The organism is Streptomyces sp. NPDC037013, from assembly GCF_055607265.1.
Map to the genome: position 1 here is coordinate 1 of NZ_JBVJRV010000008.1, position 14,004 is coordinate 14,004.

Sequence of the window (14,004 nt, forward strand, 5' to 3'; positions counted from 1 at the left end):
CCGTGTACGCCTGGGTGGCCGACTCGACATCGGGGACGCAGTGCAGAAGGTGGTCGAACTCCGGTGACTCGGGCTGCATTTCACGCTCCTGGAGGATTCCGTGGGTGGCGATCATGCCATCGTGCCACCGGCAGTGTGCCTTGCAGCGGAAGCCGGTAGCAGAAGGCCCCGGAGGAGGCCGACGATCCTGGCGTGTGGTGATGTTGGGGTGGAGACTGGCATCCGGCTTGCCCCATCGGACAGTCCCTAGGGCTCAGGATGTACGCCATGCTCCAAGTACGCTACGGCGCCCTCATTGCGAGCGGCAGCAGCTGCTCGGATACGGCGTGCGAGGCGGGGAATGGTCAGCTCATCTACCGCGTCGACGGCGTAAAACTCGTACGCCTTGATCTCTGATGCCTGCAACCTGATCTGCGCCCGGACCTGGTCAGGGAGGGTGCCACCATCGAACAGGCACAGCACCTTGTCACCCTCAGAGGGGCTCGGCGCCCAGTCGACGGCGAGCAAGCGGCCGATCTTGGGCGTGATACCGAGTTCCTCTCTTACCTCTCGCGCACACGCCTGTAGCGGGGACTCGCCCGCGTCGACATACCCGCCTGGGATGTCGCGGTACTCCTTGTATGTCGTCTCCAGCAGCATGATCCGGCCCTGGGCATCGAAGAAGAGCGCGCCCGCGGCCATCCGCGGGCGCGCCATCTTCGCTTCGTGTTCGTTCTCGGTCTCGCTCACGTGACCGAGCCTAACCAGATCAGAGCACTCGAAGCCTCTCGGCCAGGTCGGCTACAGGACGCGTCGGCCGGCCTCGGGTCCCCCGGACCCAGCCGAGCACGATCTCACGGCTCATGTAGTGGTGCCGCACCTGCTCCGGTGCCATTTCTTCTGCGTCAAGAACGACGCTGAGCGCGTCGTCAGTGCGATTCCAGGCCGTGAGGGCTCGCGCCACTTCGAGGCTGTGCCTCACCCTTCGCTCGATTGGGAGCCCACTCGTATCAACCTGTGCCCCCAGCTCTGCCGCGACCTGGTAATCGCCCAGCTCACCAGCGGTGGCCACTTTGTGGATCGCGACGTTGGTGGGTCCAAAGGCAGTCCACATGTGGTTGCTGTCTGTCCCGAGCCGCCTTGCCATCCCTTCCGCCTCGTGCAGGAAGGCTTGAGCTGTCGCACGGTCCTCGGCGCGAGCCGCAGCCATCGAACCCGTCAGGAAGAGGGTTCCGTAGACCGACAGATACGCGGGGGTCGCTTCCCTTAGCCCAGGCTCAAGGAATCCGGCTGCGTCGCTCACAAGCTGCACTGCGGTCTCGAAGCGGCCAGTGGAAAGCAGGCAGTGTGTCACCGACCGGAAGAGTGATCCAATGATGACGTTGTTCCCGCTCTGCTGAGCGGCGGCAAGACCCCGGTCAGCCGCCATCCACGCAAGCTCGTTCTCGCCCAGCTTGCCGAGCACCATCGCTGCCCCTTGGTAGGTCAAGGCGAGCAATGCGTTCGCCTCCTCCCGCTCTTGCCCGGCATACGTGCGCACTGCGAGTAGGGCGTCGGAGAGGATCAAGGGCAACTGTCGTGTCGCGAAGCCATACTGAGATCCCTGGTAGGCATCCCACGCTTCGCCGACATCGGACCGCAACGCGTCCAATGACGGCGGCTCACCATCGGTCGGCGCTCCGAGTAGCGGAGTCAACTGCCGGTAGTCCATGAGCGCTTCACGCAGGGCCGGCACCGTGCGGCGGCCGCTGTCCGCCGACCACTCCAACAGGGTCGGCTCACCGATGAGATCTCCGATGGACACGTCCAATGCGTGGGCCAGCGCCCGGATTACAGAGAGTCGGTCCAGCTCGATGCGGTTGTTCTCCGCTTTGCCGAGCCAATCCGCGGTGCGACCAACCAGCCCGGCCAACACCTCTTGGGACATGCCGCGGCGATGGCGGTACCACGCAACCCGCTCGCCGATCGTCAGTTGCTGCGTCATTCCTCGCATGACTTCAGCGTCACCTCAGTTGGAATGAGGACCCCGGAAGGATTTTCCGGGGTCGAATCAGTGGCGCGCCATAGCGTCATGGGTGTCGAGATCGTGACGCCAACGACGACTGCAAGGAGGCGCGGCTATGTCTCTGACGGCTAGGGAACGGCACCAGGTGATGGTGGCCCTTGCGGAGCTCTCCATGGAAGTGGGTGTCCTCGCGGAGAGGGCTAAACGGCTGGGATCGGCTGTCACCCTGCCGCGTCCCGCTCCTCCAACTGTCGGAGGCGTCCGTCCAAGCGGCCCAGATGTTCACGCATCGATTCGATCTCCCGCATGATCGCGGTGAACTCGGCACTCGAGGCCGACTCTTCCTGAGTTTCAGGACTGCGAGCGCTCACGAAGTAGCCGCGAGTCGAATCGGGCGTAACTAGCCCCCACTTCGTGAGTAGCTGGACAGCCTTCGTTGCCGTCCCAGGAGCCACCTCAAAGCGCTCAGCAATCGCTCGAACCGAGGGCAGCTTGTCCCCGACCTTCACCTTGCCGGTGTTGATCTCCTCGCGCAGGGCCTCAGCGATCTGCTCGTTCACCCGTCGTGCGTCGTCAGCAGTCGGTGTCATGCAGCGATGTTAGCGCCCACTGATCTAGCACAGCCAGCACGAATAACACGGAACCTTGTACTGGTTGTATCAGTCGTGCTAGAACAGAGTTAGTTGCTGGCCCGCACAGGGAGAGCACACGTAAGTCCTGCTTGACCTGCACAAACGCCCGGAGAGGTCCGTACTAGGCGGATCGCCTCGAAGGAAGCGATGGTGTCTTGAGAACTCAACAGAGGTTGTGAATGCGGGGCTTGAGCCCCGCCCCCCGCAACGGCCCGGGTGATGGCCGCCGACGGCCACTTCGTGGCAGGCGAACCTGTCCTGTCCTGCGTGCCAGCTCTGGAGAAACGCCCCTGGGGAGCATGCCTTCACCCCTGAAGGACAGCCTCTTGGGCGCCACCTGGTGCGCGCCGTCCTGTTGGCGTCAGAGCAGTGATGATGACGCACCCGACTTTCCCGGCTCGGGGCCCTCACGTCGCAACGGCGTGCTGGTGAAAGCCGTGTCCCTTCGTCTGTGAGGGGGTCGGTATGAACCGACGACATCCCAAGGCGCCGCCCAGGTTGACCGGCACAGCGGCGCCGTTTCCTCTTTGGTCCGCGAGCACAGCAGGACGCTCATGGGCGACCGGTCACCTTCTGCCGAATCGCGGCGGCTAGCGCCGCGCCGGTTGCCTCCTCCGCCCGTCCGGGGCGCTCTTCGGGGCGCGTCCGTACGGGCGGGGTTGAGGGGAGCCGGAATCTCGTGGTTCCACAACGGCGCGCGGCCCCGGGTGGCTAGACCCGGGGCCGCTGTTGGGCCGTTCCCGTTCCGTCTGATCTCAGAGGAGTACGACCCATGAGGTGCATCGTTGCTGGTCATACTGCCGTTACCGCGAAGGAGTTCGCGGAGCTGGCGTTGGGCTTTGCCGAGTATGCGGCGGGGTTCGATCCGGAGCTGTTCACCGGTACGGCCGACGAGTCCGAGGAGGACCGGGCGGCACGGCTGACCGTGGCGCGTGACGTGCTTGCGGACCTGCGGCAGGTCGACCCGGTGGCCGCGGCCTACGCCCACGCTCTGCTGAGGGAGAGCGACCTGCCGACGCCGGCGCCCCGCACGCGTCGGGTTCGCCGGGGGCGGCGGGCGCCGGTGTGCACCATGCAGGGCCGGGCGGTGGCGGCATGAGCCAGACCTTGACGGCCCTGTCCGTCGCCCTGCCGCTCACGGCCGGGTGGTCCGTGAACAGCGTGTGGCTGCGTCGGCGGATCAAGGCCGTGCGCCACGACCCGCTGACGGGCCTGTGGACGCGCGCAGAGTTCGAAAAGCGCGCCTGCAAGAGCCTGGCCCAGGGGCAGCAGCGGGCCGTGCTCGTGCTGGATCTCAACTGGTTCAAGCAGATCAACGACACATACGGCCACGCGGCCGGGGATGCGGTGCTCCGCGCGACCGGCCAGCGCCTGGGCGCGTGGACGGCCGCGCATCACGGCGTGGCCGGCCGACTGGGCGGGGACGAGTTCGCCGCCATCACCGACGCGAGCGACACCGTCACTGGCAACCTCAACGCCAAGCTGCTGAACCTCATCGGCCGACTCGAGCAGCCCGTTGTCTTCGGGGGGCGCGTGATCGACGTGCACGTGTCGATCGGGGTGGCCCGCTACGGGCGGGCCGATCTGTCCGCTCTGCTGCGGTTGGCCGATGAGCACATGTACCGGATCAAGCAGCAAGGCGGCGGTTTCAGCATCGCCCCCGCGCATGAGCACGGTCCGGGGCTTGGCACGGTGAACGGCCGCCGCGCGGGGCGCCCTGGTACCCACGGCGCACCGGAGGTGACCGCATGAGCTACGCCGACACGGTGCAGAACCTCTCGCCTGCCCTGACCGCGCTGCGGCTGCTGGCCGTGGACTTCGCCAAGCTGCCCGCGCCGACCGTGCGTGTCTCGCCGGTCTACCCGACGGTGCTGGATCTGTCCCTGCACGGCGACTTGGGGGCGTTCGAGCCGTGGCGGGCCGCGCTCGGCATCGCCCGCGCGGACATCGACTTCCACACGCAAAGCGACGGGCGGACGTGGGTGCTGTGCGCCGACACCGACTACGCCGGTGCCCGCGTGACCTTGTACGCCTACGGCGACGTACTGCGTCGCACCCTGACCATGGTGGGAGGCTGCCATGCGGCATAAGACATCGCCCGACGAGCCGACACGTACCTCGCGCGCCCTGGACAGGGTCCGGGGCATCAACCCGTTCGCCGTGGTCGAGAAGCTGCTGACGCTGGCGGCCCTGACCGTCGTGGCGGTCACCGTCGGCAGCCAGCTCGCGCCGATCCTCGGTCTGCACGGGCACTTCGGCACCGCCGCCGCCTGGTTCATCGCCCTGGTCTTCGACGCGTTGTGGATCGGCGCGCTGAAGATGAGCGAGCAAGCCATCCGGCAACGCAGCGTCCTGGGGATGACCGTGATGCTGTCCGTGGCCGCCCTCTCGATGGCCGGGTCGGTCGCGATCCTGCTGCTGATGGGACACGCCCGCGTCTTCGCCCTGGTTCCGGTGGCCGCCGCCGTGTTCATGGGGCTGCGGATCTTCGCCGACCACATGCTTGCGGATGACGCGACCTCTCGTGTCATCGCCGATCAGTCCGCCGCCGCCCGCAACACCCTGGCCCTGACCTACGCCGACGCCCGCCAGCTCAAGGCCGGTGCCGAGAACGAGGTCGTCATCGAGACAGCCGAAACGCTCGCCCAGGCGCACCGGCAGGCGGTGCAGGCGAAGGCACTGACCGGCATGCAAAAGAAGATCAACAAGGCGCGTGCCAGGGCCGAAGAGAAGCTGCAGTCGTCCGAGGACAAGCACGGTGCGGAGGCCCGGTCCTTCATGGCCCGAGAGCTGCATGCTCTCACCCCGCCTGCGCCCCCGGACCGGGCCGCCTCCGCTATCGAGGCGCCCCCACAGCCCCCCGCCACCACGCGCCCGAAGCCTGCGGCGCCCGGCCTGGGCAAGGCGGAGTCCTCGGAATCCTCGGAAAGCCCTGACCTGCACGAACACCTTGCCGAACGTGTGCCCTCGGAATACGTCCCGGACGATTCCGAGGCCCCCTCGGATCTTTCCGAGGGGCCTGGGCGCAAACCCAGCATCAGTGACAGGGCGCTGTACCTCACCGGTCGTCGGATCTTCACCGAGCTGGCGCCGCCGAAGTCGCTGAACGGCTTCATCAAGGCCATGAACGCCCAGGAGGCCAAGGCCAGTTACGAGCGGATGGCCAAGACCTACGAGCAGCTGCAAGCAGAATTCCCCAGCAAGGTGCGAGCCCCCCAGGCGCCCCCTCGCGACCAGGCTTAAGGAGAGGTTATGCCCGTACAGACCGCGATCGAGCAGACCGCCCAAACCGCGCAGCCGCAGGGCAGCCACCACTGGGTGATGACGCTGGAGATCCCCGGGAGGCTGATCTCCACACAGTCCAACACCTTCACGCCGCCGCAGAGCTGGACTCGCATGGACGCTTTCGTGGCCATCAAGAACGAACTCGCGCGAAGGAACCCGGAGTTGGCGCACGCCAACGTCATGTTCTTCGCCCTGGAACCCAATCAGCTCTGACCCCGAGCCACCCTTCCGGCACCACTGATGAAGGCCGTCCCCCAGTCGAGTGGGGGACGGCCTTCGTCACGACTGCCGGAAGACAGTCGAGTGCACCACCGCCCCGAGCCATCGGTTGGCCGGCGGCTGGCGGGCTGGCGGACACGGTCCGCAGGTCCCGCAGGTCCGCCGCGCAGATCCGAGTACCGGCCCTGGGGATTCGTCCTTCCCACCCCACCTGAGAGATGAGGATGCATGACCGCCGAAGCGGTCGAAGAGACGAAAGCAGCATCGCCCACAACCAAGACGGCCAGGTCAGCAGCACGGAAACCGATGTCGGAGGAGTCCCGCTGGCTGATCGGCGGGCTCGCCGTCACGGTGCCCGCCTCCGGGCTGGTCTACCGCGACGAGGTGGAGGCCTGGGTCTACGACAACCGCTACTGGCTGCTCGGCATCGCCGTCCTGCTGGTCGGATCGTGCGTGCTGGCCATGACCCGTGCATGTCGGCGTACCCGCAGGGCGCGTCCGCGCAAACAGGCGCGCGCCGTGGCCACGTTCGCCTCCGAAGGCCTCCAAAGCCCCGCCCCGCAAAGTCCCCCGAGCAGCGGGGACCCATTCACACCCGATGCGCAGCCACACGAGGGGCCCGCTTCCCCGGTCCCTCTCGTGCCGGATGCACAGCCGCCGGTGGTGCCTGCTTCCTTCCAGAGTGATGAGGCGCCCAAGCTGGCCGCCGCGCTGAAGCTGGACTACGCGGCGGGCAAGGCCCGCACGCTCCGCCGCGGGCGGGTCGAGCTGGGGGAAGAGTGGGTCATCGAGCTGCCCCCCGGCGGCGTGTATGGCGATGTGGCGGCCAAGTCGAAGCGGGTGATCTCCTGGCTCGGCGTGGACGCCACCAAGGTGACTATGCGACCGGGGCCCACGTCCCGGCACGTGGTCATCACGGTCTTGGACCATCCCGTCTACAGCCGCACCCCGGCTCTGCCCGACCCGGTGGAAGCCACCCGCCGGGGCGTGATCCCCCTCGGGTACGACATGCACGGCGCCATCGTCGAGATCCGCTCTCCGGTCGGCGATACACACATTCTGGTCGCCGGATCGGCCGGTGCGGGAAAGACCGAAGAGATCAAATGGCTCGTCTACTTCGCTCTCGTCAACGGCTGGGACATCGTCCTGGTCGATGCCAAGGGGGACGGTGACCTCGCCTATGCGGAAAAGGCGTGCCTCATCTATGAGGAGGTTCCCGACCACGACCGGATGATGGACATCATCTCCTTTGTGGAAGAGCGGCACGCGCAGCGTGCTGCGGAGAACAGCGCATCGGTCAAGGCCGGAAACGGCAAGGTGGAGCACCGGCCGCTGCTCTTCGTCATCGACGAGGTCAGCACCTACACCGATGAGGCCGACTCGAATAAGCAGGCGGCAGAGTTCGAGAAGAAGCTGAAGAAGGCTTCCCGGAAGTTCCGTTCGTCGAAGATCCTCGTCGTGCTGGCGACGCAGAGCCCGAAAGCTGAAGTCATCAACACGTCGATTCGTGCGAATCACCGTGTGCGGCTGGCCTTCGGGTGCGCCGAGACCAAGCAGTCGGACGTGATTTTGGGAAGCGGCACGGCGGCAACGGGACACGACGCCTCCAAGCTCCCGGCAATTGACGGAGCAGCGATTCTCCAGATCAAGAACCAGCTCCGGGAATTGCGCGGTTTCCTCGTCACCGATGAGGAGCTGCAAGCGGCCATCGATGCCCGCGCGGATGAGTTCCTGGAATCGGAGCCTGAATACGTGCGCCTGGTCCGTGAGGCGTACGGCGACGACGCGTTTCTCTCCACTGTCGAATTCGCTGCGCGGCTCCGCGGTCTGGGGGTGGATCTCGCCGGTGAAGGCGATGACACGGCGACGGGCAAGGCGGTCGCGGCGTGGCTGTCCACGTCGTTCGGCTGCAGCGTTCCCACCGCCCAGGAGGGCCGTGTCCGGGGCCGCTTCCTGACCGCCATTCTCGGCCGGTAGCCACCGTGCCAACACCGTGCAACGTCCGTGCGGGCACTGTGCAGAACCGCTGGCCCACCGTGCCGTGCACGGTGGCCGCACGGTGTCTGCACAGTGTCCCGCACGGTCCGTGACCTGCATCAATATACCTGCGGAGGGCAGGAGATGAAAGGATCCGTGATCGGCCTTGTGGTGGTCGGATCAGGGCTGCTGGCGGTCACCGCCACCAGTTTGACCGGCAACCCGGCGGTCCGCGGCAAGGCCACGTCGGTGGCCAACCGCACGGTACCGGGATCGGTGCCCGCACGCTTCGAGCGGCTCTTCAACGCCTGGGGCAACGAGTGCGACGCCATCACCCCCAGCATTCTGGCCGCACAGCTCAAACAGGAATCCGGTTTCAACCCGCGCGCCAAATCGCCTGTTGGGGCGATGGGGATTGCTCAGTTCATGCCGGGAACCTGGCAGAACTCGGGATACGACGGCAACGGCGACGGCAAGAAGGACGTGTGGGATCCGGAAGACGCGATCCCGTCCGCCGCCAAATACATGTGCTCGGTCTCCCGAGACCTTAAGGGTGTGCCCGGCGACAAGACGCGGCTTGCCCTGGCCGGATACAACGCCGGTCCCGGAGCAGTGCAAAAGTACCGGGGCATACCGCCCTACAAGGAGACGGAAAACTACGTCGCCACCATCATGGCATCGGCCGCGAAGATGGGGCAGGCGGTCGGCGGGCAGGGCAACGTGGCTGTGGAAGCGGTCAACTATGCGTCCGCGCAGATCGGCAAGAACTACGTCTGGGGTGGCGACGGTGCCGCCGATGGCGGGTTCGACTGCTCAGGTCTCATCAAAGCCGCGTTCTCTCAGGCCGGGGTGACCCTGCCCCGCGTCGCCAGCGCCCAGTACACCTACCTGGAAAACGACGGGGCCCTCGTCGAAAAAGACGATCTCGGCATCGGGGATCTCATTTTCTTCAGCCAGAAGAAGCGGACCGGCAAGGCGACTCCCGCTGACATCGACCACGTCGGGATCTATCTCGGCAAGGGGCATTTCCTGAACGCCCCGCGTCCTGGGGCGAAGGTCCGTATCGAGAAGGTCGGGTGGGACACCTACATGGGTGCCGGCCGGGTCTACCCGAAATCCACGAACACCAAGGAGGTGTGATGGGAAACGGACAGTGCATTGCGACCACGCAGGCCATGTATTCCGTGGCCTCATCCGCTCAGAGCCTGGAAACGACGGTGACCGTCCTGACGGTCCTGGCCGTCTTCCTGGCCCTCACGTGTGCCGGGGCCGTGGTCGTCGCATTCCGGCTCGGATCCAGCCTCAAGCGCCGCACGGCGCAGCAGCCCGCCCCCCTCACCCGCACGTCTGAGAAGGAGTACTGAGCATGGGCAAGTACACCGGAACCATCGTCGTCGCCGGTCCGGGTGATGGGTGCATCACCAAGTCGGACGGCTCGAAGGACTGCTCCAAGGGCGCCAAGCAGGTCGTCAAGACGGTCAACGACACCGGCCCGGACCTGGCGCCGGTAGCGGGGTTCCTGCCGCTGTACGGCGTGATCATGGGGGTTCTGGTCGGCGCGGTCATCCTGGCCATTGCCGCCGGGGCGGTCATCTCGGCGGGGCGCGGCGGGATCCAGGCCGGGTTCAAGAAGGACGGCTCGGCGCTGAAGAAGACCGCGGTCACGGTCGGCGGTCTGATCGTGCTGCTGCTGGGCGTGCTGGCCATCGGCCCGTCCATCGCCACCGCGCTGGGCGGCTGAGCATGGCCGACGATCCGTGCAAGTACGTCAAGGGCGCTGCCCATAAGTACTGCGAGCGCGGCCAAAACGGCGGCAAGGGAGTCACACCCGACGACCTGACGCCGCACAAGCCCGATGCGCTCGATCCACTGGGCGCCGCCGTCAACTGGCTCTCCGACCAGGCCTCGGCGCTGTACCGGCTGATGGACAAGTCGATGATGGCCGCCGCCGACCCTCTCGGGGGCCTCAAGGGCGGCACGCTGGCCAAGGTGTACAACCCGGTCGCGGGCCTGGCCCTGCTGATCGGTGCGATTGTTCTGGTGGGCGGGCTGATCTTCTGGATCGCCCGCCCTTCGGGGCCCGCCTTCAAGAAGGCGGGATCGGCCGGCGGCCGGTTCTTCGGTCTGCTGTTCCTCGTCACGGTCATCCCCACGGCGGTGGCGCTGATCGCGTTCGCACTGGGCCAGTTCTCCGCACTCATCTACGCCGACCTGGCCGACCACCCCTTCAAGGGCATGGAAAAGTCCCTGCTGGGCTCCACCGGCAACCCCTACGGGCGCCTGGCGCAGGCCGCAGTGGTGGTCCTGGCGGTCGGCCCGCTGTGGCTGGTGTGCGTCATCTCGCCGCTCGCTGTGCTGGCGGCGGTGGTGTTCCTGCCGCTGTCCGCCGCGCTGGGGGTGGGCAAGGGGTGGATGCGCTCGCGCAGCGGCAAAATGCTGCTGCATCTGCTCGCGGCGGTATTCCTGGCCCGCGTGCCGGTCGCCATCGTGCTGATGTTCCGCAAGGTGATGCCCAAGAGCGCGCTGAACGATCTGCTGCTGACCGCCGCCACGGCGGTGGTGTGCCTGTACATCCTGCTGAGCCTCCCGGCGATGGCCAAGAGCGTCGCTGCGGCCGTCACCCGCGCCCCGAAGCTCAGGACGCAGAGCGAGGGCCGCACCGCGGTCACCAAGATGCCCGCCGACGCCGAACGCCAGATCCACGCCAAGCGGCTGGCCGCCGCCCAGGCCGGTAGGCGCAAGGCGCCCCGGCCGGCGGCGTCCGTGCACGAGCCGGGCCGCCGCCCCTACCCCGGCGGCGGCAAAGGCGTCCGTGCCGCGCTGAAGGCACCGGGCCGGTCGGCGAACCCCGCTCAGCCCGCACCGTCCCGTTCCACGCCTGCACGACAGGAGAGGATCCGCCATGTCCGGGTCACGGACGTATCTGCTCGACCCCCTCTACGAGACCGAGACACTCAAGCTCCCCCCGTCACGCACTGACCTGACCGTCATGGGCGCCGGGGTTGCCCTGAGCGCCGTGCACGGGATGGCCGTCCCCGGCCTCCTGGGGACACTGACCTGCATCATCCCGGCGGCTGTGACCGGGACGCTGTCCCTGGTCAAGACGGGCGGGTCGACCGTCGTCGAACGCGTGGGCCGTCGCGGCGGCCACGCGCTGCGGAAACGCGCCCTGCAGCGGGCCATGAAGCGGTACGAGAGTGTGCAGGCCTCCTTCGCGGATGATGCGAAGGGGGCCCTGCCCCACCACACGACCTTCACCCACATCACCGAGGTGGTGTGGCACGAGCGGGACGGATGCGCGTTCCCGCAAGGAGCAGGCAGGCTGCTGGCGGCGTTCGAGTGGGTCACCGACGGCGCCGCCCTCAAGGACAGTGCGCACCGCGACCGCGCGCACGACGCACTCGCCGCGTTCCTGGAGTGGGTCGCGGTCACCGGCCACGGCTCGTGCGTGCGCATCGTGCACGCGGTCAGCCCCTACACCGGCGAGCACGATGTGCGCGCCGAAGGAGACGGCGACCTGGCCGACTCCTACCGCCAGCTCATGGACCTGGTGAACGGGGCGTGCGATGTGCACTCCACCGTCATCCTGCTGTCCGTGCCCGCCCACGGCCCCGACGTCGAAGAAGAGACCGCGTGGGCTCAGGCCGCTTACGAGCAGGCGCGGGTGTGCGGAATCGACACCGGCCGCATGTGGGACCGCGCCACCTGGGACATCGCGCTCGCCCCGATCAAGGGCAGCGACCCCTACGAGATCCACGAGAACCTCTTTCGCTCCGGGGACTTCGTCACCGCGACCGCCAACGTCACCGACTTCCGGCGCGGTGAGCGGGCAGCGGACTTCTGGCGCCCGATGATCACCACGCTGCCCCGCGTCACCCGCACCACCGTCATCGAGTATCTGCCGCTGGATCGTCGCAAGGCGGAAAAGCGGCTGGAGACCGGCGAGATGCTGCGCACTGCGACCGCCCGCGACGAACAGGACGTCCGGCGGGAGAAGACCTCCACCCGTACCGGCAAGCGGGCCGCCGACCTCCACGAGGAGGACATCTCCGACGGCGCCGCCTATGTGAAGGTCGCCGCCCAGATCATGGTCCAGGCCCGCGACGAGAAGGAACTCAAAGAGTTCCGGCGGGATGTAGAGCAGAGCGCGGTATCGGCCGGCGCCCACCTGATGTGGATGGACCGCGAACACGAAAAGGGCTGGCACGCGGCCCTGCCTCTTCCGGGAGGGGAGATCACATGCTGACCACCACCACCCGCCAGGCAGCGGGCCTGTTCCCGGGCTACGCCTGCAGGCCCGTCACCGACGGCGCCCTGATCGGCGCTTCCCTGCTGGACGGTTCCCCCTTCCGCCTCACTCCCGTGGACTGCGATCAGGAAGTGCTCCCGTCCACGGGGATGGCGCTGCTGGGCACGCTGGGCAACGGCAAGTCCACCAACACCAAGGTCATGGCCCTGCGGGACATGGCCCGCCCCGGGCGCCGCTACGCCGTACTGGACGCCAAAGGCGAAGACGGCGTCGGCGAGTGGGACGCGGTCGCCGCGGCCATGGGCGTCACGCCGGTCCGCTTCGGCGACGGGGTGTGCATGAACCCGCTCGACCCGAGGATCCCCCCGCTGCACCGCGTGCAGCTGGTCGCGGTGCTTGCCGAACTCGGCGGGCACCGGCCGCTGTCACCCGGAGCGCGCATGGCACTGGATGCGGCCATGGAATCCCCCGCGGCCCGCACCCTGTCCGGTCTGATGGGAGCGGTCACCTCCCTGGAAGCGGACGCGATCCCGGGACGCTTCGATGCCAGGCAGCTGCTCGCCTTCGGGCAGGAAGTCGTGCAAGCCCTGTCCCCGTTCATCCGCTCCGCCACGCGCGGCATGCTCGATGGGGAAACGTCGGTCTCGCTCGATGCGAAGCTGACCGTGTTCGACTTCTCCCGCATCGACCGCACTTCTATCGCGCTGCCCGCGCTGATGTCGGTCGTCGGGGTGTTCCTGGAGTCGGTGTGGCTCGCCCAGGGCGGCGCCGATCACGGTATCCACTCGACGCTGATCGTCGAAGAGGCGTGGCAGATCCTCAAGCACCCGGCCACGGCCGCGCTGTTGCAGCGGATGATGAAGTACTCCCGCCGTGAAGGTCTCTCGGTCACCTCCGTCGCGCACAGCGCCAAGGACGCCACCTCCGAAGAGGCCAAAGACCTGCTCCGCCTGGCTTCCACCCGGGTCCTGCACCAGATGGACGAGGGTGAAGCCGAGCAGTGCCGCGGGCTGTTCTCCCTGCCCGACTGGGCCGTGCGGCAGATCCCGCTGCTGGGCCGGGGACAGGCCATCTGGCAGACCGGGCGGCACGTCAACCTCGTTCAGACCCTGGTCACCGACTACGAGAAGCGGCTGTGCTTCACCTCCCGGCGCCGCGACGCCGCCCAAGGCAAGCCGCCCGTGCCTGTTGCCCGTGGCGCGTGGGCGTGGGAGATGCCGCCCAACGTCATCGACCACGCCGCCTGACACTCAACTCCGCGCCAGCCCACCGCGCCCCGCCTTCCGTCCCCGGATCGGCGGGGCACGGCGCTGTCCCCGGCCGCTCTGCCTGGCCTTCGCTCGCCCCTTCGGGCTGGCGAAGACCGGGCAGGCCGACCGGCCCGTACTCCACCCCACCGCGACGCTCTCAACTCGGAGGCTTCACCGTGCTGATAGGCAACCGCACTCCCGCCCGCTACGAGATCACCATCACCCCGGTCACACCCGCCCGGCGGCCCCTCTGGCTCTGGGCTCTGATCGCCCTGCTGCTGCTCGCCGTCGCCGCCATCATCGACCAGCCCGACCAGGGCAACGCCAGCCCGCACCAGCCCACGCACATCCAGAGCGCCGACGACCGCCCGCACGGCCAGGACTAGGGCCTGTCCGGTGGGTCGTGTG

At 67.6% G+C, this 14,004-nt stretch carries 16 protein-coding genes; 13 read left to right on the forward strand and 3 right to left on the reverse strand.

Going from position 1 to position 14,004, the window contains the following annotated elements:
- Nucleotides 1-246: 246 nt before the first annotated feature.
- The 3 genes from ACZ7DY_RS28340 to ACZ7DY_RS28350 all read right to left on the reverse strand — a co-directional run bounded on the left by ACZ7DY_RS28340 (nucleotide 247) and on the right by ACZ7DY_RS28350 (nucleotide 2,574).
- Complete coding sequence (locus ACZ7DY_RS28340; RefSeq protein ID WP_471140864.1) at nucleotides 247-696, reverse strand: NUDIX domain-containing protein; 450 nt, start codon at nucleotides 694-696, stop codon at nucleotides 247-249.
- 52 nt (nucleotides 697-748) lie between these two features.
- Nucleotides 749-1,963 (reverse strand): helix-turn-helix domain-containing protein, encoded by a 1,215-nt coding sequence (locus ACZ7DY_RS28345; RefSeq protein WP_471139960.1) that lies wholly within the window; start codon nucleotides 1,961-1,963, stop codon nucleotides 749-751.
- Between the two features lie 242 nt (nucleotides 1,964-2,205).
- Entirely contained in the window at nucleotides 2,206-2,574 is a 369-nt protein-coding gene (locus ACZ7DY_RS28350; RefSeq protein WP_471139963.1) for a GntR family transcriptional regulator, read from the reverse strand.
- An 814-nt stretch (nucleotides 2,575-3,388) separates the two neighbouring features.
- Between ACZ7DY_RS28350 and ACZ7DY_RS28355 the strand changes: the two genes are divergently transcribed.
- The 13 genes from ACZ7DY_RS28355 (at nucleotide 3,389) to ACZ7DY_RS28415 (ending at nucleotide 13,982) form a co-directional block, all read left to right on the forward strand.
- The gene (locus tag ACZ7DY_RS28355) at nucleotides 3,389-3,715 is read left to right on the forward strand and encodes a hypothetical protein (RefSeq protein WP_471139966.1); all 327 of its coding nucleotides are present in this window, start codon (nucleotides 3,389-3,391) and stop codon (nucleotides 3,713-3,715) included.
- Complete coding sequence (locus ACZ7DY_RS28360) at nucleotides 3,712-4,368, forward strand: GGDEF domain-containing protein (RefSeq protein WP_471139968.1); 657 nt, start codon at nucleotides 3,712-3,714, stop codon at nucleotides 4,366-4,368. Before ACZ7DY_RS28355 ends, ACZ7DY_RS28360 begins: the two co-directional genes overlap by 4 nt.
- Nucleotides 4,365-4,706 carry a hypothetical protein gene (locus ACZ7DY_RS28365; protein WP_471139970.1) on the forward strand — a complete coding sequence of 114 codons (342 nt, stop codon included), beginning with the start codon at nucleotides 4,365-4,367 and terminating at the stop codon, nucleotides 4,704-4,706. Before ACZ7DY_RS28360 ends, ACZ7DY_RS28365 begins: the two co-directional genes overlap by 4 nt.
- Nucleotides 4,696-5,859, forward strand: coding sequence for a hypothetical protein (locus ACZ7DY_RS28370; protein WP_471139972.1), 1,164 nt, complete (start codon nucleotides 4,696-4,698; stop codon nucleotides 5,857-5,859). The genes ACZ7DY_RS28365 and ACZ7DY_RS28370 overlap by 11 nt, the downstream gene beginning before the upstream one ends.
- A gap of 9 nt (nucleotides 5,860-5,868) precedes the next feature.
- A complete protein-coding gene (locus ACZ7DY_RS28375) occupies nucleotides 5,869-6,114 on the forward strand; it encodes a hypothetical protein (protein WP_471139974.1) in 246 nt (81 codons plus the stop codon).
- A 234-nt stretch (nucleotides 6,115-6,348) separates the two neighbouring features.
- Entirely contained in the window at nucleotides 6,349-8,097 is a 1,749-nt protein-coding gene (locus ACZ7DY_RS28380) for a type IV secretory system conjugative DNA transfer family protein (protein ID WP_471139976.1), read from the forward strand.
- A 156-nt stretch (nucleotides 8,098-8,253) separates the two neighbouring features.
- Nucleotides 8,254-9,237: a C40 family peptidase gene (locus ACZ7DY_RS28385; RefSeq protein WP_471139979.1), complete on the forward strand. Its 984-nt coding sequence runs from the start codon at nucleotides 8,254-8,256 to the stop codon at nucleotides 9,235-9,237.
- Between the two features lie 44 nt (nucleotides 9,238-9,281).
- Nucleotides 9,282-9,461 carry a hypothetical protein gene (locus ACZ7DY_RS28390; RefSeq protein WP_471139982.1) on the forward strand — a complete coding sequence of 60 codons (180 nt, stop codon included), beginning with the start codon at nucleotides 9,282-9,284 and terminating at the stop codon, nucleotides 9,459-9,461.
- Nucleotides 9,462-9,463: 2 nt separating this feature from the next.
- Nucleotides 9,464-9,838 carry a hypothetical protein gene (locus ACZ7DY_RS28395; RefSeq protein WP_471139984.1) on the forward strand — a complete coding sequence of 125 codons (375 nt, stop codon included), beginning with the start codon at nucleotides 9,464-9,466 and terminating at the stop codon, nucleotides 9,836-9,838.
- A 2-nt stretch (nucleotides 9,839-9,840) separates the two neighbouring features.
- Nucleotides 9,841-11,076: a hypothetical protein gene (locus ACZ7DY_RS28400; protein WP_471139987.1), complete on the forward strand. Its 1,236-nt coding sequence runs from the start codon at nucleotides 9,841-9,843 to the stop codon at nucleotides 11,074-11,076.
- Nucleotides 11,000-12,343 carry a hypothetical protein gene (locus ACZ7DY_RS28405; RefSeq protein WP_471139989.1) on the forward strand — a complete coding sequence of 448 codons (1,344 nt, stop codon included), beginning with the start codon at nucleotides 11,000-11,002 and terminating at the stop codon, nucleotides 12,341-12,343. The genes ACZ7DY_RS28400 and ACZ7DY_RS28405 overlap by 77 nt, the downstream gene beginning before the upstream one ends.
- A complete protein-coding gene (locus ACZ7DY_RS28410) occupies nucleotides 12,337-13,593 on the forward strand; it encodes a hypothetical protein (protein WP_471139991.1) in 1,257 nt (418 codons plus the stop codon). Before ACZ7DY_RS28405 ends, ACZ7DY_RS28410 begins: the two co-directional genes overlap by 7 nt.
- A 179-nt stretch (nucleotides 13,594-13,772) precedes the next feature.
- Nucleotides 13,773-13,982 (forward strand): hypothetical protein, encoded by a 210-nt coding sequence (locus ACZ7DY_RS28415; protein ID WP_471139993.1) that lies wholly within the window; start codon nucleotides 13,773-13,775, stop codon nucleotides 13,980-13,982.
- The last annotated feature ends 22 nt before the right edge of the window (nucleotides 13,983-14,004 follow it).